The sequence below is a fragment of the Kitasatospora sp. GAS1066B genome (assembly GCF_041262605.1).
In the GTDB taxonomy this organism is placed as follows: domain Bacteria; phylum Actinomycetota; class Actinomycetes; order Streptomycetales; family Streptomycetaceae; genus Kitasatospora.
In genome coordinates this window covers 93,608-112,816 of sequence record NZ_JBGCCO010000019.1, presented here as the reverse complement: position 1 = coordinate 112,816, position 19,209 = coordinate 93,608, and the positions used below count along the sequence as shown (strand labels likewise).

General features: G+C 71.9%; 22 protein-coding genes and 1 pseudogene. 12 read left to right on the top strand and 11 right to left on the bottom strand.

Annotation, left to right across the window (positions count from 1 at the left end):
• Positions 1 to 128: 128 nt before the first annotated feature.
• Together ABH937_RS22040 and ABH937_RS22035 are read right to left on the bottom strand one after the other, a co-directional pair.
• Positions 129 to 533, bottom strand: coding sequence for a (deoxy)nucleoside triphosphate pyrophosphohydrolase (locus ABH937_RS22040; protein WP_280687771.1), 405 nt, complete (start codon positions 531 to 533; stop codon positions 129 to 131).
• Positions 534 to 1,028: 495 nt separating this feature from the next.
• Entirely contained in the window at positions 1,029 to 1,841 is an 813-nt protein-coding gene (locus ABH937_RS22035; protein WP_280687773.1) for a methyltransferase domain-containing protein, read from the bottom strand.
• Positions 1,842 to 1,984: 143 nt separating this feature from the next.
• On the opposite strand from ABH937_RS22035, the gene ABH937_RS22030 reads away from it, so the two are divergent.
• The 5 genes and pseudogenes from ABH937_RS22030 to ABH937_RS22010 all read left to right on the top strand — a co-directional run bounded on the left by ABH937_RS22030 (position 1,985) and on the right by ABH937_RS22010 (position 5,036).
• Positions 1,985 to 2,566, top strand: coding sequence for a pyridoxamine 5'-phosphate oxidase family protein (locus tag ABH937_RS22030; RefSeq protein WP_370219170.1), 582 nt, complete (start codon positions 1,985 to 1,987; stop codon positions 2,564 to 2,566).
• A 35-nt stretch (positions 2,567 to 2,601) separates the two neighbouring features.
• A pseudogene (locus tag ABH937_RS22025) lies at positions 2,602 to 3,734 on the top strand (dihydrofolate reductase family protein).
• 25 nt (positions 3,735 to 3,759) lie between these two features.
• Positions 3,760 to 4,422 (top strand): HAD-IA family hydrolase, encoded by a 663-nt coding sequence (locus tag ABH937_RS22020; protein WP_370219169.1) that lies wholly within the window; start codon positions 3,760 to 3,762, stop codon positions 4,420 to 4,422.
• Positions 4,423 to 4,521: 99 nt separating this feature from the next.
• Positions 4,522 to 4,779, top strand: a complete 258-nt coding sequence (locus ABH937_RS22015; protein WP_280687778.1) for a type II toxin-antitoxin system prevent-host-death family antitoxin — start codon at positions 4,522 to 4,524, stop codon at positions 4,777 to 4,779.
• Positions 4,776 to 5,036 (top strand): Txe/YoeB family addiction module toxin, encoded by a 261-nt coding sequence (locus ABH937_RS22010; RefSeq protein WP_280687780.1) that lies wholly within the window; start codon positions 4,776 to 4,778, stop codon positions 5,034 to 5,036. Before ABH937_RS22015 ends, ABH937_RS22010 begins: the two co-directional genes overlap by 4 nt.
• A 212-nt stretch (positions 5,037 to 5,248) precedes the next feature.
• Here the strand turns inward: ABH937_RS22010 and ABH937_RS22005 are convergent, their stop codons facing one another.
• The 3 genes from ABH937_RS22005 to ychF all read right to left on the bottom strand — a co-directional run bounded on the left by ABH937_RS22005 (position 5,249) and on the right by ychF (position 7,051).
• On the bottom strand, positions 5,249 to 5,503 hold the full coding sequence (locus ABH937_RS22005; protein ID WP_073443650.1) for a Txe/YoeB family addiction module toxin: 255 nt from the start codon (positions 5,501 to 5,503) through the stop codon (positions 5,249 to 5,251).
• On the bottom strand, positions 5,500 to 5,781 hold the full coding sequence (locus tag ABH937_RS22000; RefSeq protein WP_280687784.1) for a type II toxin-antitoxin system prevent-host-death family antitoxin: 282 nt from the start codon (positions 5,779 to 5,781) through the stop codon (positions 5,500 to 5,502). Before ABH937_RS22000 ends, ABH937_RS22005 begins: the two co-directional genes overlap by 4 nt.
• 196 nt (positions 5,782 to 5,977) lie before the next feature.
• On the bottom strand, positions 5,978 to 7,051 hold the full coding sequence (gene ychF / locus ABH937_RS21995) for a redox-regulated ATPase YchF (protein ID WP_280687785.1): 1,074 nt from the start codon (positions 7,049 to 7,051) through the stop codon (positions 5,978 to 5,980).
• Positions 7,052 to 7,253: 202 nt separating this feature from the next.
• Here ychF and ABH937_RS21990 point away from each other — a divergent pair, with 202 nt between their 5' ends.
• On the top strand, positions 7,254 to 7,850 hold the full coding sequence (locus ABH937_RS21990) for a DUF6542 domain-containing protein (RefSeq protein WP_280687786.1): 597 nt from the start codon (positions 7,254 to 7,256) through the stop codon (positions 7,848 to 7,850).
• Between the two features lie 36 nt (positions 7,851 to 7,886).
• Here ABH937_RS21990 and ppgK read toward each other — a convergent pair whose 3' ends face one another.
• Complete coding sequence (gene ppgK / locus ABH937_RS21985; RefSeq protein ID WP_280687788.1) at positions 7,887 to 8,639, bottom strand: polyphosphate--glucose phosphotransferase; 753 nt, start codon at positions 8,637 to 8,639, stop codon at positions 7,887 to 7,889.
• A 133-nt stretch (positions 8,640 to 8,772) separates the two neighbouring features.
• Complete coding sequence (locus tag ABH937_RS21980; protein WP_280687789.1) at positions 8,773 to 9,747, bottom strand: 4-hydroxy-3-methylbut-2-enyl diphosphate reductase; 975 nt, start codon at positions 9,745 to 9,747, stop codon at positions 8,773 to 8,775.
• A gap of 98 nt (positions 9,748 to 9,845) precedes the next feature.
• Here ABH937_RS21980 and ABH937_RS21975 point away from each other — a divergent pair, with 98 nt between their 5' ends.
• Complete coding sequence (locus ABH937_RS21975; protein WP_280687790.1) at positions 9,846 to 11,189, top strand: APC family permease; 1,344 nt, start codon at positions 9,846 to 9,848, stop codon at positions 11,187 to 11,189.
• Positions 11,190 to 11,199: 10 nt separating this feature from the next.
• Complete coding sequence (gene xseA, locus ABH937_RS21970; RefSeq protein WP_370219168.1) at positions 11,200 to 12,423, top strand: exodeoxyribonuclease VII large subunit; 1,224 nt, start codon at positions 11,200 to 11,202, stop codon at positions 12,421 to 12,423.
• Here xseA and ABH937_RS21965 read toward each other — a convergent pair.
• Positions 12,392 to 12,928: a GNAT family N-acetyltransferase gene (locus ABH937_RS21965; protein ID WP_370219167.1), complete on the bottom strand. Its 537-nt coding sequence runs from the start codon at positions 12,926 to 12,928 to the stop codon at positions 12,392 to 12,394. The two genes, xseA and ABH937_RS21965, sit on opposite strands and share 32 nt — an antisense overlap.
• A gap of 87 nt (positions 12,929 to 13,015) precedes the next feature.
• On the opposite strand from ABH937_RS21965, the gene ABH937_RS21960 reads away from it, so the two are divergent.
• Both ABH937_RS21960 and ABH937_RS21955 read left to right on the top strand, forming a co-directional pair.
• Positions 13,016 to 13,267, top strand: a complete 252-nt coding sequence (locus ABH937_RS21960; protein WP_280687793.1) for an exodeoxyribonuclease VII small subunit — start codon at positions 13,016 to 13,018, stop codon at positions 13,265 to 13,267.
• A 119-nt stretch (positions 13,268 to 13,386) separates the two neighbouring features.
• Entirely contained in the window at positions 13,387 to 13,995 is a 609-nt protein-coding gene (locus ABH937_RS21955; protein ID WP_280687794.1) for a malonic semialdehyde reductase, read from the top strand.
• A gap of 74 nt (positions 13,996 to 14,069) precedes the next feature.
• On the opposite strand, the gene ABH937_RS21950 is transcribed toward ABH937_RS21955, so the two are convergent.
• Entirely contained in the window at positions 14,070 to 14,597 is a 528-nt protein-coding gene (locus ABH937_RS21950; RefSeq protein ID WP_370219166.1) for a DUF4245 domain-containing protein, read from the bottom strand.
• Positions 14,598 to 14,837: 240 nt separating this feature from the next.
• Here ABH937_RS21950 and glpX point away from each other — a divergent pair, with 240 nt between their 5' ends.
• Positions 14,838 to 15,878 carry a class II fructose-bisphosphatase gene (gene glpX, locus ABH937_RS21945; RefSeq protein WP_280687796.1) on the top strand — a complete coding sequence of 347 codons (1,041 nt, stop codon included), beginning with the start codon at positions 14,838 to 14,840 and terminating at the stop codon, positions 15,876 to 15,878.
• Positions 15,879 to 15,904: 26 nt separating this feature from the next.
• Here the strand turns inward: glpX and ABH937_RS21940 are convergent, their stop codons facing one another.
• Together ABH937_RS21940 and ABH937_RS21935 are read right to left on the bottom strand one after the other, a co-directional pair.
• Positions 15,905 to 16,360, bottom strand: coding sequence for a WhiB family transcriptional regulator (locus tag ABH937_RS21940; protein WP_370145599.1), 456 nt, complete (start codon positions 16,358 to 16,360; stop codon positions 15,905 to 15,907).
• A gap of 234 nt (positions 16,361 to 16,594) precedes the next feature.
• The gene (locus tag ABH937_RS21935; protein WP_370145597.1) at positions 16,595 to 17,326 is read right to left on the bottom strand and encodes a DUF1707 domain-containing protein; all 732 of its coding nucleotides are present in this window, start codon (positions 17,324 to 17,326) and stop codon (positions 16,595 to 16,597) included.
• Positions 17,327 to 17,528: 202 nt separating this feature from the next.
• On the opposite strand from ABH937_RS21935, the gene ABH937_RS21930 reads away from it, so the two are divergent.
• Positions 17,529 to 19,190, top strand: a complete 1,662-nt coding sequence (locus tag ABH937_RS21930) for a fumarate hydratase (RefSeq protein ID WP_370219165.1) — start codon at positions 17,529 to 17,531, stop codon at positions 19,188 to 19,190.
• The last annotated feature ends 19 nt before the right edge of the window (positions 19,191 to 19,209 follow it).

Below are 19,209 nucleotides of genomic sequence, written 5' to 3'. Positions count from 1 at the left end.
CAATCGTCACAGATCATGCCGAACTGTGACATACCCCAAGGGATCACGCACTATCCGGGCGTTCGGGTCATCTTTTCCGATTGGTCCCAGGAGTGGCCGAGCGGCTCGCCCGGTCAGCCGGGCTCGGCTCACGACGCGTCAGCGGAGGCCAGCAGCCGGGCGACCTCCGGCAGCACCGCGCGGTCGTGCTCCAGCCAGTCCACCGCCGACAACTCGTCAGGCCCCAGCCAGCGCAGCTCGGAATGGTCCTCCAGCGGCTGCGGCTCGCCCTCCAGCAGCTCCGCCGTCCAGATCCGCAGCACCAGTCCCGCCCGGACCGGCCACTCCCCCGCCAGCCGGTGCAGCGCCCGGGCGCGCACGCCCAACTCCTCGAAGAGCTCGCGCTCCAGCGCCTGCTGCTGGCTCTCCCCCGGCTCGGCCTTGCCGCCGGGGAACTCCCAGCGCCCCGCCACCTCGGGCGGCGCGCTGCGCCGGGCGGCCAGCACCCGGCCCTGGTGGATCAGCGCGCCGCCGACCACGATCCGGTTCTCCATGCCGGGGAGCTTAGGGCTTCCCTCGCTGGTGGCGGCAGCGCGCCGGGCCCGGCTCGGTGGGGGTCGAGTCGGGCCCGGGCGGGTCGGCCGGCCCTGACCCGAGGTTAGGGACGGCCCGCTAACGGGACGTACGGACGAGGTTTCGGTGCCGTCACGCACCCGGACAGCCGGGTTAACGGCGGGTAAGCCGCGGGGTCCGGTCGGGCGGGCGTCGCCCGCTCCCCCTGACCGCCCGGTTCGTATTCGACCGGCTCGGCCGATGCGTCACCCGCATCGGTTTCCGCCCACTGACGCGCACACTGCCCCCGTTCGCCCCCGTTCGGCCGACGCGTGAGCGAAGGACGCCACGCGTACGGCTATCGCAAGGGTGGACCGGCTCCCGCCGTGGCGCAAGGTCTAGTCCGGTCACAGGTCAGCGCCGACTCGGCCGATCCGTACTGCACGAAGTCCACCGACCCGGGCCCGCCGACCCGGCCCACCGCGCCGGGGCGGGCCTCAACCCCGGGCCAGCACCTCCCCGTTCAGCACGGCGAACCAGCCGTCCGGATCCACCGCCCAGCGCCGCCAGCCGTCGGCGATCACGGCCAGCTCGGCGTCGTCGGCGAAGCCGCGTTCCCGCGCGGTGGCGGCCAGCCCGGAGCTCACCACCCGCTCGGCCCAGGACTCGCCCCACCAGAGCCGCTCGCCGGCCGTCGCGTAGGTCCAGCTGGAACTGCCGGCCGTCACCTCGGTGAAGCCGGCCGCCCGGGCCCAGGCCAGCAGCCGGCGCCCGGCGTCCGGCTCGCCGCCGTTGGCCCGCGCCGTGCGCCGGTACAGGTCCAGCCAGGCGGTCAGCTCCGGCAGTTCGGGATACCAGGTCATCGCCTGGTAGTCGGCGTCCCGCACGGCCACCACGCCGCCGGGCGCCACCACCCGGCGCAACTCCCGCAGCGCCGCCACCGGGTCGGCCACGTGCTGCAGCACCTGGTGGGCGTGGACCACGTCGAACTCACCATCGGCGTACTGCAGTCGGTGGATGTCACCGACCGCCAGGACGACGTTGTCCAGCCCTCGCCCGGCCAGGTACTCGGCGGCCTGCGCCAGCACCTCGGGCGAGCTGTCCACCGCCACCACCCGCCCGGTCGGTCCGACCAGCTCGGCCAGGTCGGCGGTGATCGTGCCGGGGCCGCAGCCGACGTCCAGCAGCGTCTGCCCGGCCCGCAGTTCGGGCAGCAGGTAGGCGGCCGAGTTGGCCGCGGTGCGGCTGCGGTGCGAGCGCAGCACCGCGTCCTGATGGCCGTGCGTGTAGATCGCCTGATGCTCCGTCATGGCTCGTTCCTCCAAGGCTCACTGGACTTCCGGCAGGATCCTGAGCCTAGCGATCGTCTCAGGGATCAAGAATATCCGTCCCGAAGTGCGAGACTCCATGGAAAGCGGTTCACCTCGCGGACGGTCGCGCGAATAATCGAGCCATGGGAAAGAGCTACGAACGGATCGACGGCAGGCTGCGCTCCTTCATCGAAGTCCAGCCGATCTTCTTCACCGCCACCGCACCGCTGTCCGAGGACGGCCATGTGAACCTCTCCCCCAAGGGCCGCGCCGGCACCCTGGCCGTCCTGGACGAGCTGACCCTGGCCTACCTGGACTTCGGCGGCAGCCACGCCGAGACCATCGCCCACCTGCGCGAGAACGGCCGGATCACGCTGATGTGGTGCGCCTTCACCGGCCCACCCACCGTGGTCCGGGTGCACGGCCGGGGCGAGCCGGTGTTCCGCGACGATCCGCGCTTCGCCGAGCTGCTGGGCCACTTCGCCCCGACGGCGGACGGCGGCGGGCTGCGCGCGGTCGTCCTGGTGCGTGCCGAGCGGATCAGCGACTCCTGCGGATTCGCGGTGCCGTACCTGGAGTACCGCGAGGACCGCGCGCTGCACGCCGACTACTTCGACCGCAAGAGCGAGGCGGAGTTCGCCGAGTACTGCGAGAAGAAGGACTTCGTCGGCGTCAGCGTGGACGGCCTGCCGGGTCTGCCACTGCCGTTGCCACCCCGCCCGTAACGGGCCGCCTGCCCGGGCATCGTACGGTTGGGACCATGCCCACCCGCCCGTACGTGTTGCTCAGCGCCGCGATGTCGATCGACGGCTACCTGGACGACGCCTCTCCCGAACGCCTGCTGCTCTCCAACCCGGCCGACTTCGACCGGGTGGACCAGCTGCGCGCCGACTGCGACGCGATCCTGGTGGGCTCCACCACGCTGCGCCGCGACAACCCCCGGCTGCTGGTCAACGACCCCGACCGGCGGGCCGCCCGGGTGGCCGCGGGGCGCTCCGCCCACCCGCTCAAGGTGACCCTGAGCGCGCGCGGCGACCTCTCGCCCGAGTTGCGGTTCTGGCACACCGGCGAGCAACGCCTGGTGTACACCACCGACCAGGCGGCGGCCGGCCTGCGGGAGCGGCTGGCCGGGCTGGCCGAGGTGACCGGGCTCGGCGAGCGGGTCGGGCTCGGCGCGCTGCTCGACGACCTCGGACGGCGCGGGGTGGGCCGGCTGATGGTGGAGGGCGGCGGCTCGGTGCACACCCAGTTCCTCGCCGAGGGGCTGGCCGACGAGCTCCAACTGGCCGTCGCGCCACTGCTGGTCGGGCACGCCTCGGCGCCCCGCTTCGTCAACCCGGCCGAGTTCCCCGGCGGCAGCGGCCGTCGGCTGCGGCTGCTCGCCGCCCGGACGGTGGGCGACGTCGTCCTGCTCCGGTACGCCCTCAAGGAGTCCGCGTGAGTGACCTGTCCTTCCTGGCCCGCGCCATCGAGCTGTCCCGCCACTGCCCGCCCTCGGCGACGGCCTTCTCGGTGGGCGCGGTGATCGTCGGCGCGGACGGCACCGTGCTGGCCGAGGGCCACAGCCGCGAGGACGATCCGGTGGTGCACGCCGAGGAGTCCGCGCTCGGCAAGCTGCCGTCCGGCGACCCGCGGCTGCGTGCCGCCACCCTCTACAGCTCGCTGGAACCGTGCAGCCGCCGCGCCTCGCGCCCGCACCCGTGCGCCGACCTGGTGCTGGCCGCCGGGATCCCCCGGGTGGTGGTCGCCTGGCGGGAGCCGGACCTCTTCGTCACCGGCTGCGAGGGCGTCGACCGGCTGACCGCCGCCGGGGTCGAGGTGGTGGAGCTGCCGGAGCTGGCCGGGGCGGCCCGGGAGGTCAACCGGCACCTTTTGTATCCTGAGGGAACATAACCATCGCTTTGCGAGGAGCCCCGGCATGACCGTCGCCACCGAACTGTCCGTGCGCGCCCTGCTGCTGGACATGGACGGAACCCTGGTCAACTCGGACGCCGTCGTCGAGCGCTGCTGGCGCCGCTGGGCCGCCGACCACGGCCTGGACGGCGACCACACGATGTCCGTGGTGCACGGCCGCCAGGGCCACCTGAGCATGGCGATCCTGCTGCCGGACCGGCCGATGGAGCAGAACCTGGCCGAGAACCGGCAGATGCTCGCCCTGGAGACCGCTGACACCGAAGGCGTGGTCGAGGTGCCCGGCGCCGCCGCTTTCCTGGCCGCGCTGGCCGGCCTCCCGCACGCCCTGGTCACCTCCGCCGACCTGGCGCTGGCCCGGACCCGGATGGCCGCGGCCGGCCTGCCGATGCCGGAGTTGGCCATCACCGCCGAGTCGGTCGGCGCCAGCAAGCCCGACCCCGAGGGCTTCCTCAAGGCCGCCGCCGAACTCGGCGTCGCCCCGGAGCACTGCCTGGCCCTGGAGGACTCCGAGGCCGGCATCGCCGCCGGCAGGGCCGCCGGGATGCGGGTGCTGGGCGTCGGCCCCCGCGCGGCGGCGCACCGGCCGACGCTGCACGTGGACACCCTGGAGCAGGTTCGGCTCACCGCAGGCCCGGACGGCACGGTGCTGGTCCAGGTCACCGCCTGACCCCACACCGGGCCCATGGCCGCCGGACGGGTGCTCGCTCCCTTGTCGCCATATCGGCATGGGCGTACAGTTTCTTGTACCTACCGGAGGAGCGCAGCCATGAAGACGATGACCTACTCGGAGTCCCGCGCGCGCTACGCCGAGGTGCTCAACGCGGTCACGGACGACCGCGAGGAGATAGTGATCACTCGCGCCGGACACGAGCCGGTGGTCATCGTCTCGCTGGAGGACTACCAGTCCCTGAAGGAGACCGCCTACCTGCTGCGCAGCCCCGCGAACGCGCGCCGCCTGCTGGCCTCGATCGAGGAACTGGAGAGCGGCGGCGGGACCGTACGGGAGTTGGCGGACCCGGAGTGAAGATCACCTTCGCCTCCCGGGCCTGGGAGGACTACCTGTGGTGGCAGCTCCAGGACCGCAAGATCCTCAAGCGGATCAACACACTCATCGCCGATGTCGCGCGCAACGGCAACGAGGGGATCGGCAAGCCGGAACCGCTCAAGCACGGGTTCCAGGGCTACTGGTCACGGCGGATCAACGACGAGCACCGCTTGATCTACAAGGTCACCGACGACTCGATCCTGATCGCCCAGTGCCGCTATCACTACGAGAGCTGACCTGCCGGACAGTGAAACGCCGGCGGCCCACCCCGAAGAGGCGGGCCGCCGGCGCGGCGGTGCGCGGGTCAGACGCTGAAGGCGGGTCAGACGTTGAAGCGGAATGTCGAACACAGAGCTCCGACCTGCGGAAACGTCTCTTTAGAGGGGGCCATCCCAGCACTGCCCCAGCACGGGAACACATCCCAGCACTACCCGGCCGGCATGAGAGTTCAGTAGTGGTACCGGGCCGCGAGAATGACGATCTCCTTGTCCGTCACCAGATAGACGAGGCGGTGCTCGTCATCGATCCGCCGTGACCAGGCCCCCGGCAGGTGATACTTCAGCGGCTCCGGCTTGCCGATGCCCGTGAAGGGGTCACGTCTGACGTCCTCGATGAGCTTGTTGATCCGGGCGAGCATCTTGCGGTCGTTCTTGAGCCAGGACGTGTAGTCCTCCCAGCCCTGATCCTCGAAGACAAGCCTCACGCGGCACCCGCACCTGCGTCCGTCGACTCGGGATCGATCAGCTCACGCTCCGACAGGTTGACGTTGGCCAGGGCGTTCTCATACGCCTTGAGGAGCCGCCGAGCGTTCGCCGGAGAGCGCAGCAGGTACGAGCCCTCACTCAACGCCGCGTAGTCCTCGGCCGAGACAAGTACGGCATTGCCGTGCTTGGAGACGATCTCGATGGCCTCGTGGTTCTCGTTGACCTTCTTGATCAGCGGAAAGAGTTCCTTGCGGGCTTCGCTCGCAGTTATGGACATGACCCGACCCCTCCCTCAAGTGGTACCTAATAACGTACCACTCTCGACGTTCGCTCGGCGGGGGAACAGCTGACGGGCAGCCAGATTTCCCAGCACCATCCCAGCACGGGAAACCAGCAGGGCCCGACTCGGTAGAGCCGGACCCCGTGCGACCTGCGTGTTTGCCACGTCAGCAACGTGGTGTTATGTCATCCGCTCACACGTTGAAGCGGAACTCCACCACGTCGCCGTCCTGCATCACGTAGTCCTTGCCCTCGATGCGGGACTTGCCCTTGGCCCGGGCCTCCGGGATCGAGCCGCAGTCGACCAGGTCGGCGTAGGAGACGATCTCGGCCTTGATGAAGCCCTTCTGGAAGTCGGTGTGGATCACGCCGGCGGCCTCGGGGGCGGTGGCACCCTTCTTGATGGTCCAGGCGCGCACCTCCTTGGGGCCGGCGGTGAGGTAGGTCTGCAGGCCCAGGGTGGCGAAGCCGACCCGGCCCAGGGTGGCCATGCCGGGCTCCTGCTGGCCCATCGACTGGAGGAGCTCCAGGGCGTCGTCGTCGTCCATGCCGATCAGCTCGGACTCGATCTTGGCGTTCAGGAAGATCGCCTCGGCCGGGGCGACCAGGCCGCGCAGGCCGTCCTTGAACTCCTCGTCGGTCAGCTCCTCCTCGTCGACGTTGAAGACGTAGAGGAAGGGCTTGGTGGTGAGCAGGTGCAGCTCGCGCACCGAGGAGGAGTCGAAGCCGACCTCGAAGAGGGTCTTGCCGGACTCCAGCACCTTCTGGGCGGCCTCGGCGGCGGCCAGCGTGGCGGCCGACTCCTTCTTCAGCCGGGCCTCCTTCTGCAGGCGCGGCAGCACCTTCTCGACCGACTGCAGGTCGGCCAGGATCAGCTCGGTGTTGATGGTCTCGATGTCGTCCTTGGGCGAGACCTTGCCGTCCACGTGGACCACGTCGGGGTCGTTGAAGGCCCGGATGACCTGGCAGATCGCGTCCGACTCACGGATGTTGGCGAGGAACTTGTTGCCCAGGCCCTCGCCCTCGGAGGCGCCGCGGACGATGCCCGCGATGTCCACGAAGTCGACCGTGGCGGGCAGGATCCGCTCGGAGCCGAAGATCTTGGCGAGCACGGCGAGCCGGGCGTCCGGGACGCCGACCACGCCGACGTTCGGCTCGATGGTGGCGAACGGATAGTTGGCCGCCAGGACGTCGTTCTTGGTCAGGGCGTTGAACAGGGTCGACTTGCCGACATTCGGCAGACCGACGATTCCGATCGTGAGCGACATGAAGCGCGATCCCGTGGGCTTGGAGGGCGTGGAGCGGCACCGTACGGGCCGACCGCCAAGTCTACGGCCCACCGTCGGGAGACCGACCGGGGAGCCGGGGTGGGCCGGTGACTGCGCTGCCGCAGCCGGTTGGGCAGGACACGCACGAGGTCTTGAGGCGTCATTACCCAAGGTGATGTAAATCGGACCGTACGTTGGGCGTGTGGAGCAGAGCATCCGTACCCAGCCGCCCGGGCCCCGGCCCCGACCGCCAGCCGGCGGCGGGTCCCGCGAGGCCGCCGTTCCGGGGCCGGCCGCGCCCCGCGATGCCGTCACCGCGCGGCCCTCCAGACTCCGGCCCGCCTCCGGTAGTGCCGCCCCGCTGGCCCGACTGCGGCAGCGGATGGCCGGGGGCGGGGCGGCGACCGGGCGACCGCCGGGGCGACCGGCCCGGCTGACCGGGATCGGCGCCGGCGTGCTGTCGGTGCTCGGCACCCTCGCCTTCGGGCTGCTCGACCACTGGCTGTTCGGCAGCCTGGGGCTGCTGTTCGAGATCGGCTTCCTGCTGGTCTGCTTCCAGACCGCGGTGCGGGTCCGGCTGGCCGACCTGCCGGCCGCGCCGGTCAGCGGTCCGCTCGCCTTCGCGCTGACGGTGGCGCTGCTCGACCCGGTGACGGTGCCCGGGGTGGTCGGGCAGGTGCTGTCGCTCTGCGCCGGTCTGGCGCTGCGGGCCGCCTGGCTGTTCGCCGGGACGGGCCTGGCGGCGTTGATCGTGGCGGCCCGGTTCGTCGCCCAGCGCCGGATCCGCCGGGGCCGCTGACACCGGGGCCGCCGACCCCCGAAAGCCGGCGGGGCCTCAGTTCCCCGGCCTGAGCGTGGCCATCGCGGCGCCGACGATGCCGGCGTCGTTGCGCAGTGCGGCCGGGACCACGGTGGCCGCCCGCTTCGTGAGCAGCGGCAGGAACTTCTCGTGCTTGCGGCTGACGCCCCCGCCGATGATCACCAGCTGCGGCGAGAACAGCCGCTCCACCAGATCCAGGTACTCGTCCACCCGGACCGCCCACTCGGACCAGCTCAGCTCGTGCCGCTCCCGGGTCGCGGCCGAAGCCCGCCGCTCGGCGTCCTTGCCGCGCAGCTCCAGGTGGCCCAGCTCGGTGTTGGGCACCAGCGTGCCGTCCACGAAGAGCGCGCTGCCGATCCCGGTGCCGAAGGTCAGCACCAGCACCACACCGCGCGCGGCACGGCCCGCGCCGTGCGCGACCTCGGCCAGGCCCGCCGCGTCCGCGTCGTTGAGCACGGTGGCGGGCAGGTCCAGCGCCTCGCGGAACAGGCCTGCGGCGTCCAGCCCGATCCAGCCCGGGTCCACGTTGGCGGCGCTGCGGGTGTGGCCGTCGATCACCACGCCGGGGAAGGTCAGGCCGACCGGCCCGCGGTGGTCGAAGTGCTCGACCACCTCCTTGACCGCGGCGACCACCGACTCCGGCGAGGCCGGGTGCGGGGTGAGCACCTTGTGCCGGGGCGCGGACAGCTCGCCGCGCTCCAGGTCGACCGGCGCGCCCTTGATGCCGGAGCCGCCGATGTCCACGCCGAACACTTCGGTTGCCGCCACGTCGAGCCTCCTGGAGGAATCAGCCGTTCGACCGGATCGGCCGACCCACCCGGATCAGCCGACCTTCACCGTACGAGAGCGCGCCGACGAAAGCAGCTCGGAACCTGCCACAGCGTCAGCCGCCGGACGGGGCTCAGAGCTTGCCGGCCGCCTCGGCGCGCAGGTCGCGGCGCAGCTCCTTGGGCAGCGAGAAGGTCAGCGTCTCCTCGGCCGTGCGAACCACCTGGACGTCCTCGAAGCCGCGCTCGGCCAGCCAGGTCAGCACGCCCTGCACCAGGATCTCCGGCACCGAGGCGCCGCTGGTCAGGCCGATCGTGGTGACGCCGGCCAGCCAGGCCTCGTCCAGCTCGTCGGCGAAGTCCACCAGGTGGGCGGCCTTGGCGCCGTACTCCAGGCCGACCTCGACCAGCCGGACTGAGTTGGAGGAGTTCTTGGAGCCGACCACGATCAGCAGGTCGGTCTCGGGAGCGATCTGCTTGACCACCACCTGACGGTTCTGGGTGGCGTAGCAGATGTCGTCGCTGGGCGGCGAGACCAGCAGCGGGAAGCGCTTCTTCAGCTCGCCGACGGTGGCCATGGTCTCGTCCACCGACAGGGTGGTCTGGGAGAGCCAGACGACCTTGCTCTCGTCGCGGACCCGCACGTTCGCGACGTCCTCGGGACCGTCCACCAGGTGGATCCGCTCCGGGGCCTCGCCCATGGTGCCGACCACCTCCTCGTGGCCCTCGTGGCCGACCAGCAGGATGTCGTAGTCCTCGTCCGCGAACCGGACGGCCTCCTTGTGCACCTTGGTCACCAGGGGGCAGGTGGCGTCGATGGTGGCGAGCTTGCCGGCCTTCGCCTCGTCGTGCACCGAGGGCGCCACGCCGTGCGCGGAGAAGACCACGATCGCGCCCTCGGGCACCTCCTCCGTCTCGTCGACGAAGATCGCGCCCTGCTTCTCCAGGGTCTGCACGACGTACTTGTTGTGAACGATCTGCTTGCGGACGTAGATCGGCGCCCCGTACTGCTCCAGGGCCTTCTCCACGGCGATGACGGCGCGGTCGACGCCCGCGCAGTAGCCCCGGGGGGCGGCGAGCAGGACGCGGCGCTGAGCGGTGGTCGACATGGCACCTATCGTACGGGCGGCCACGGCGGCCGGTGCGCGGTACCGAAAGGCCGTGGCGTGCGGGGACGGACGGCCGGTCGGATGTTCAAATCTGAAGAATGAACGATCCAGTGGATTCCGGCGGTCTGCGGCGCAGCCTGGGGCTGCGCGACCTGGTGGTCTACGGGCTGCTCTTCATCGCGCCGATGGCCCCGGTGGGCGTCTTCGGGGTGCTGGACGCCAAGAGCCACGGGGCGGTGGCGGCGGTCTACCTGGTGGCCACGGTGGCGATGGGGTTCACCGCCCTCTCGTACGCGCAGATGGTGCGCGCGGTGCCGCGCACCGGCTCGGTCTTCGCCTATGCCAGGGCCGGCCTGGGTGAGCGGGCCGGTTTCATCGCGGGCTGGATGGCGATGCTCGACTACCTGCTGATCCCGGCGGTCGCCTACCTCTTCTCCGGCATCGCGCTGCACGCGCTGGTGCCGGGCGTGTCGCGGTTCGTCTGGACCGTGCTGGCGGTGCTGGTCACCACCGCGCTCAACCTGGCCGGGGTGCGCACGGCGGCGGCGGTGGGGTTCGCGGTGCTGGCGCTGGAGCTCGTGGTGCTGGCGGTCTTCGTGGTGGCGGCGCTGGTGGTGCTGCTCCGGGACGGGACGGTGCGCCCGGCGCTCTCGCCGCTGACCGGGGTCGGCGGCTTCTCGACCTCGGCGGTGCTCGGCGCGGTGAGCGTGGCGGTCCTCTCCTACTTGGGTTTCGACGCCATCGCCTCGTTCGTGGAGGAGGCGGTGGGAGCCTCGCGCGCGGTGGCCCGGGCGGTGCTGCTCTGCCTGGCGCTGGCCGGGGCGCTGTTCGTGGCGCAGACCTACCTCGCGGCGCTGCTGGAGCCGCTCACCCCGGAGCAGCTGGCCGAGCAGCCGGCCGCCCAGGGCTCGGCCTTCTACGACACGGTGGAGAGCGCGGTCGGGCACTGGCTGCACACCCTGGTCGCGGTCAGCAAGGCGATCGGGGCGGCCTTCGCGGCGCTGGCCGGGCAGGCCGCGGCCGGGCGGCTGCTCTTCGCGATGGGACGCGCGGGGCGGCTGCCGCGGGCCCTGGCGGCGGTCGACCGGGACTCGGGCGTGCCGCGGGTCGCGCTGCTCAGCGCGGCGGTTCTGACGCTGGCGGCGGCGGGCTGGGCGGCCCGGCGGTCCGACGGGCTCGACCAGCTCACCTCGGTGGTGGACATCGGCGCGCTGTGCGCCTTCGCGCTGCTGCACGCCTCGGTGATCGGCTGGTACACCGTCAAGCACGGCTCGCGGCACCGGATGCGACATCTGGTGCTGCCGCTGCTGGGGATCGCGGTGATCGTCGCGGTGGTGGTGAAGGCGGCGCACACCGCGCAGCTGGTGGGCCTGGTGTGGCTGGCGGCGGGACTGCTCGTGGTCCTGCTGCAACGCGACGGTGCTGTCGGCGAGCCGCGCTAGCCTCGGACGCATGGCCAACAGCAGCTCACCCGACGCCCCGCTCCCGGTCGGCAAGGTCTCCCAGCTGATCGGCGGCTGGATCGACCGGCTGGGCGCGATCTGGGTGGAAGGCCAGATCACCCAGCTCAGCCGCCGCCCGGGGATGCAGTTCCTGACGCTGCGTGATGTCGACCAGGACGTCTCGCTGGGCGTCACCTGCTTCCGCTCGGTGCTCGAACCGCTGGCCGACACCCTGCACGAGGGCTCGCGGGTGCTGGTGCACGCCAAACCCGAGTGGTACACCGCCCGCGGCACCCTCTCGCTGCGGGCCACCGAGATCCGCCTGGTCGGGCTCGGCGAGCTGCTGGCCCGGCTGGAGCGGCTCAAGCGGCAGCTGGCCGGCGAGGGGCTGTTCGCCGCCGAGCGCAAGCGGCCGCTGCCGTTCCTGCCGCACTGCGTCGGCCTGGTGACCGGCCGCGCCTCGGCCGCCGAGCGCGACGTGCTGGAGGTGGCCAGGCGGCGCTGGCCTGCGGTCCGCTTCGAGGTGCGCAACGTGCTGGTGCAGGGCCCGCAGGCGGCCGGCCAGGTGGTGGCGGCGGTGCGCGAGCTGGACGGCCACCCTGAGGTGGACGTGATCATCGTGGCGCGCGGCGGCGGCAGCGTCGAGGACCTGCTGCCGTTCTCCGACGAGGAGCTGTGCCGGACGGTGGCGCAGGCCCGCACACCGGTGGTGAGCGCGATCGGGCACGAGCCGGACCAGCCGCTGCTGGACTTCGTCGCCGACCTGCGGGCCGCCACCCCGACCGACGCCGCCAAGCGGGTGGTGCCCGACGTGGGCGAGGAGCAGGCCAAGGTGCAGCAGCTGCGCGACCGGGCCCGGCGGCTGATCGGCGACCTGGTGCGGCGTGAGGAGACCGGGCTGGCCTCGGTGCGCGAGCGGCCGGCGCTGGCCGCGCCGCACCGCCTGGTGGCCGAGCGCTCGCAGGAGCTGACGGCGCTGGTCGAGCGCGCCCGGCGGTGCCTGGGCCACCGCCTCGACGGGGCCGAGTCGGACCTCGGGCACACGCTGGCCCGGGTGGTGGCGCTCTCCCCCGCCGCGACGCTGGAGCGCGGCTACGCGGTGCTGCAGCACCCGGACGGGCAGGTGGTGACCGACCCGGCGCTGCTCGCGGCGGGCCAGGAGTTGCACGCCCGGGTGGCGGGCGGCGGCTTCGAGGTGACGGTCAGTCGACCGCCGGCACCGGGTCAGCGCTGAGCGGCGGGGCGGCCCTGCGCGGCGGGTCGGCGACCAGCTGGTTGCGGGAGAGCGGCACCGAGTGCTCGGCGAACCCGAGGCCGCGGTAGAGCTGCTCGCCGCCCTCGGTGGCGTGCAGGTCGATCCGGGTCACCCGGTGCTCGTCGAACCAGGCCAGCAGCGCCTCGGTGCAGGCCCGGGCGTAGCCGCGGCGGCGGTGCGCCGGGTCGGTGCAGATGTTGAAGATGAAGCCGAAGCGTCCCTCGGGGTGCCCGGGGGCGGGCAACCGCTGTTCCAGGGTGCCGACCGCGCAGGCGGCCAGCCGGCCCGCCCGCCGCGGATCGTCGACCACGAAGGCGGGCATCGTGGTGGCCGCCGGATCGGCCAGCCGCTCGCGCAGCACCTCCTCGGCGGTCTGTTGCCAGGGCCCTGGGCGTGCCTGGCCCTGCATCGCCTCGAACATCAGCAGCCGCAGCCGGACCAGCTCCGAAGCGTCCTCGGGCCGGGCCTGTCGTACTTCGCTCATGGCGCTGGACCCTAACGAGCGGCCGCCCCGGACGCAGCCGGGTTTCGGCTGCGGGGCGCTGTCGGGACCTGGCTCTAGGCTGGCTCCATGGCCGACGCGGAGAGCACGACGAGCAGCACCAGGACCGGCGAGCTGGGTTACGAGCAGGCCCGGGACGCCCTGATGGAGGTGGTCCGGCGGCTGGAGACCGGCGGCATCACGCTGGAGGAGTCGCTCGCCCTGTGGGAGCGCGGCGAGGAGCTGGCCAAGGTCTGCCAGCGCCGGCTGGACGGTGCCCGGGCCCGGCTGGAGGCCGCGCTGGCGGCCGAGCGGGAGCAGGAGCAGCCCTCGGCGGAGTGAGTCCCACCGGATGTGAGCCAGATCACGGCCGCCCGAGGAATCGTTGAAACTTCACTCATGTTGAATCAGGTGAACGGCACCCAGCCGCCCTTCCCGATCCCGCATGAGGTGTAGCCCCGATGACCATCGCCAACGACGCACTCGTCCTCGACGCCGCCGCCCAGGACCTGCTCTTCCGCGAGGCCCGCACCGCCAACACCTTCACCGAGGAGCCGGTCTCCGAGGAGCAGGTGCAGGCGATCTACGACCTGGTGAAGTACGCGCCGACCGCCTTCAACCAGCAGGCGCTGCGAGTGGTCCTGGTCCGCTCCGCCGAGGCCCGCGAGCGCCTGGTGGCGCACATGGCGGACGGCAACAAGGCCAAGACCTCGACCGCGCCGCTGGTCGCCATCCTGGCCGCCGACAACGAGTTCCACGAGGAGCTGCCGGCCCAGTTCCCGGCCTTCCCGCAGGCCAAGGACCTCTTCTTCAGCGAGCGCCCGGCGCGCGAGAAGTCGGCGGGCTTCAACGCCGCGCTGCAGGCCGGCTACTTCATCATCGGCGTGCGCGCCGCCGGCCTGGCGGCCGGCCCGATGACCGGCTTCGACGCCGCTGGCATCAACAAGGAGTTCTTCGCCGACGGTGACCACTCGGTGCTGGCCGTGGTGAACATCGGCAAGCCGGGCGCCGACGCCTGGTACCCGCGCTCGCCGCGGCTGGCCTACGACGAGGTCGTCACCACCGTCTGACCCGCCTGAGCACGCAGGGCCCGGATCCCCTCGTGGGGATCCGGGCCCTGCCGCGTTCGGTGGTCCGCCAGGACCTACGGCTTCAGAGCCTGCGCCAGCTGGTCGAGCTCCTGGTACGAGGCACTGCCGGTGACCAGCGTGGTGGCCGGGCCGGTGGCCACGGTCAGGCCGCGGTAGTGGTCGCCCTGGTAGCGCGACCAGTCCTGGCCGGCGATGCTCGCGCTGCCGTCCGGCGCGTAGCCCGAGACCACGCTCTTGAGCAGGTCGGGCTTGGGCTCGTTGCTCTGCTCCACCGCCGCGTACTTGCCGTCGGGGGTGACGAAGCCCAGGTGCCAGCCGGCGTGGCCGTCCGGGTCCACGTCATAGCTCACCGAGGTCGCCCGCCACTGGTCGGAGAGTCCCGCGGGCGCCAGGATCGGATACGGCGCCGCGCGCTTGGCCGAAGCCAGCGCCGCGCTGTAGTCCACCACGCGTACACCGTCGCCGTTGCTGCTGTGCGGGATGGTGAGGTACGCCACCATGGCCACGCCCATCACGGCGACCATCGACAGGATCATGTCCCGGACGGTCTGCCGGCCTCGTCTGTTGTTGCCTGCTGCCACCCCCACATGGTGACCCATCGTGCCGCGCTACCCGACCACCGGGGTCGCCGTCGCGGCGCGATGCGCCCGTACCGGCGCGGTTCAGCCGGCCGCCCGGCGGGCTGCACCGCAGGTCGGCGGGACCCGCGCCACAGACAGTCATCCCATCCACAGCTACGATCGGGGGACCCTCATCGCAGCGCTCGACCAGACAGTATGTCGATGCGCTGACTGGCCGTCGCGTACAGAGAGGTAACGACGATGACCACGCAGCACCCCTCCCACCTTCCGCATTCGCTGGAGGTGGCCCCTGAAGCACCGGACCGCAACCTGGCCCTGGAGCTCGTCCGGGTGACCGAGGCGGCGGCCATGGCAGCCGGCCGCTGGGTCGGCCGGGGCGACAAGAACGGCGCCGACGGCGCGGCCGTGAAGGCCATGCGCACCCTCGTCTCGACCGTCTCGATGAACGGCATCGTCGTCATCGGTGAAGGCGAGAAGGACGAGGCGCCGATGCTCTACAACGGCGAGCGGATCGGCGACGGCACCGGCGCCGAGTGCGACGTGGCCGTCGACCCGGTGGACGGCACCACGCTGACCGCCAAGGGCATGGCCAACGCCGTCGCCGTCCTGGCGGTCGCCGACCGCGGCACCATGTTCGACCCGAGCGCCGTCTTCTACATGGACAAGCTCATCACCGGCCCCGAGGCCGCCGACTTCGTCGACATCACCGCCCCGGCGGCCGTCAACATCCGCCGCGTCGCCAAGGCCAAGGGCAGCGCCGTCGAGGACGTCACGGTGATGGTCCTGGACCGGCCGCGGCACGACGGCCTGGTCCGCGAGATCCGGGAGGCGGGCGCCCGGATCAAGTTCATCTCGGACGGCGACGTGGCCGGCGCCATCATGACCGCCCGCGAGGGCACCGGCGTCGACCTGCTGATGGGCATCGGCGGCACCCCCGAGGGCATCATCGCGGCCTGCGCGATGAAGTGCATGGGCGGTGTGATCCAGGGCCGGCTCTGGCCCAAGGACGAGGCCGAGAAGCAGAAGGCGCTGGACGCGGGCCACGACCTGGACCGGGTGCTGAGCACCAACGACCTGGTGAGCGGCGAGAACGTCTTCTTCGTGGCCACCGGCATCACCGACGGCGAGCTGCTGCGCGGGGTGCACTACCGCCACGAGACCGCCACCACCAGCTCGCTGGTGATGCGGTCGAAGAGCGGCACGATCCGGCAGATCGACTCCACCCACAAGCTGTCCAAGCTGCGGGCCTACAGTGCGATCGACTTCGACCGGGCGAACTGACAGACCCGTCAGCCCGCCGTCTGCTGTCACCCCGCTATCCGCCCCGGCTCGGCGACCACCCGCCGTCCGGAGCCGCGCTGGCCGGCCACCAGTTGGGCCTCGGCCCGCAATTCGACCTCGCGGCGTCGCCGCCGGGCCAGCACCACCCGCCGCTCGGCCGCCGTCAGCCCGCCCCACACCCCGTACGGCTCCGGCTGCGCCAGCGCGTGCTCGCGGCAGGAGAGCAGCACCGGGCAACGGGCACAGACCCGCTTGGCGTGCTCCTCGCGGGCCAGCCGGGCGGCCGTCGGCTCCTTGGACGGGGCGAAGAACAGCCCGGCCTCGTCCCGGCGGCAGGCCGCGCCGGTGTGCCAGGGGTTCTCCTCCTCCATGTGGTCGAGCCGCGCACTCGCGGGAGCGCCCAGTCGGGCACGCTCCGGCCCGCGCCGCTCGGTGGCGGCCCGGACGACGTCGGTGGTGCTGGGCTCGATCGGGTGCAGCACGGCGACTCCTGACACAGCTCGGGAAAGGCGCGCGTCACTGCCCGGCTGCCGCCCTGAGTGCCGTACGACGCCGTCTGACCGCAGCCGTTCAAGAAAACGATGTGCCCCAGGAGTTACCCCGCGCGATCCTGGTTCATGCACACCGTGTTCACCCGGGCACAGCCTGCACTCGAGTCAATCCCGGGTGCCGGGCCAGGAGTTGACGGAACGTGAGGTTCCGCGAGACGGTCCCGCTCAGCCGTCGAGCTGCTTGCGCACCCACTCCTTGACCTTCGTGCCCCGGCGCGGCTTGGCGTCGCAACCGCCGAAGACCGCCGCGCCCTTCACCCGCACCACCGGGGCGTACGGGTCCGGCGCGGTCTGCTCCCGCACCTCGAAGCCGCCGAAGATGCCGACGCCGCTGCCGACCAGGGTGACGTTCTCCGGCACCCGGATCGACACCCCGCCGAAGACCGCCGAGACCTCGATCAGCACCTCGGGCGACTCGAAGACCGCGTCCGTCAGGTCCAGCTCCACCCCGCCGAAGACCGCGGTCGCCCGGATGTGCGAACCGACCCGCCAGCGCCCCTTGCGGGCCGAACCGCCGAAGACCGCCACCAGGTTGGCCGGCTCCTCGCGGGCCGGCGGCAACTGCCGGCCCGCGGCCGGCTGCGGCCGCTCGGCTCCGGGCGCGATCGGCTGGTGGGTCGGCAGGTCCCGGGTGAGCGGGGCCAGCTCGCCCAGCGTCTTGGCGCTGTAGGCCGCCTCGATCCGCTCGGCGTGCTCGTCCACCGTCAGCCGGCCCTCGGCGTAGGCGTCGCGCAGCAGTTCGGCGATCTTCTCCCGGTCGGCGTCGGAGGCGCGCAGCTCGGCCTCGGCGGGCCGGGTCTCCGGCGGCGCCACCGGCGCGGGTTCGGCCTTGCGCAGCGGGACGGGCCGCGCCTCGGGGGACTGGTCGGACGGCTCGGGTGACGGCGAGTTCTCCACGCGCCCAGCCTAGGGGCTGGCCCTGCACGGAACGAGGGGTCTCAGGGTCGTCTCCGGGTGCTCTCCGGGTCGGCCCGGCCCGCCTCAGGGTCGGCGTGACCCCGGTCACCCCCGCTCACCCGCCCGCGGCGTCCGGCGCCGCCGCCTCTAACCTGGAAGGCGCTTCGCCGACGCAGCACCCTCAATCCGTGAAGGACCTCGCATGGCACCCACGCCAGACTTCGCCTACTCCGACCTCCTCCCGCTCGGGGCCGACCCCACCCCGTACCGCAAGCTGACCTCCGAGGGCGTCAGCATCTTCGAGGCGGACGGGCGGCGCTTCCTGCGGGTCGAGCCCGAGGCCCTGCGGCTGCTCACCGCCGAGGCGATGCACGACATCTCGCACTACCTGCGCCCGGCGCACCTGGCCCAGCTGCGCCGGATCCTGGACGACCCGGAGGCCAGCCCCAACGACCGTTTCGTCGCGCTGGACCTGCTGAAGAACGTCAACATCTCGGCCGGCGGCATCCTGCCGATGTGCCAGGACACCGGCACCGCGATCGTGATGGGCAAGCGCGGGCAGAACGTGCTGACGCAGGGCGGCGACGAGGCCGCCATCGCGCGCGGCGTCTTCGACGCGTACACCAAGCTCAACCTGCGCTACTCGCAGATGGCCCCGCTGACCATGTGGGACGAGAAGAACACCGGCTCCAACCTGCCGGCCCAGATCGAGCTCTACGCGACCGACGGCGACGCGTACAAGTTCCTCTTCATGGCCAAGGGCGGCGGCAGCGCCAACAAGTCGTACCTGTACCAGGAGACCAAGGCGATTCTCAACGAGAAGAGCATGCTCTCCTTCCTGGAGCAGAAGATCCGCGGGCTCGGCACCGCCGCCTGCCCGCCCTACCACCTGGCCATCGTGGTCGGCGGCACCAGCGCCGAATTCGCGCTGAAGACCGCCAAGTACGCCTCCGCGCACTACCTGGACCAGCTGCCGACCAGCGGCGACGCGGCCACCGGGCACGGCTTCCGGGACCTGGAGCTGGAGGCCAAGGTCCTCGAGCTGACCCAGCAGATCGGCATCGGCGCCCAGTTCGGCGGCAAGTACTTCTGCCACGACGTGCGCGTCATCCGACTGCCCCGGCACGGTGCCTCGCTGCCGGTCGCGATGGCCGTCTCCTGCTCGGCCGACCGACAGGCGCTCGGCAAGATCACCGCCGAGGGCGTCTTCCTGGAGCAGTTGGAGACCGACCCGGCGAAGTACCTGCCGGAGACCACGGACGACCACCTCGACGACTCGGTGGTGCGGGTCGACCTGGACCGGCCGATGTCGGAGATCCGCGCCGAGCTGTCCAAGCACCCGGTCAAGACCCGCCTGTCGCTGACCGGCACCCTGGTGGTGGCCCGCGACATCGCGCACGCCAAGATCAAGGAGCGCCTCGACGCCGGCGAGGGCATGCCGCAGTACCTCAAGGACCACCCGGTCTACTACGCCGGCCCGGCCAAGACCCCCGAGGGCTTCGCCTCCGGCTCCTTCGGCCCCACCACGGCCGGCCGGATGGACTCCTACGTCGACCAGTTCCAGGCGGCCGGCGGCTCGATGGTGATGCTCGCCAAGGGCAACCGCTCCAAGCAGGTCACCCAGGCCTGCGCCAGCCACGGCGGCTTCTACCTCGGCTCGATCGGCGGCCCCGCGGCCCGCCTCGCCCAGGACTGCATCAAGAAGGTCGAGGTGCTGGAGTACGCGGAGCTCGGCATGGAGGCGGTCTGGCGGATCGAGGTCGAGGACTTCCCGGCCTTCATCGTGGTGGACGACAAGGGCAACGACTTCTTCGCCGAGGTCACCGACGGCCCGCTGATCACCAGCATCCGGGTCCGCTCGTAACTCGCGTCCCCGCCCCGGC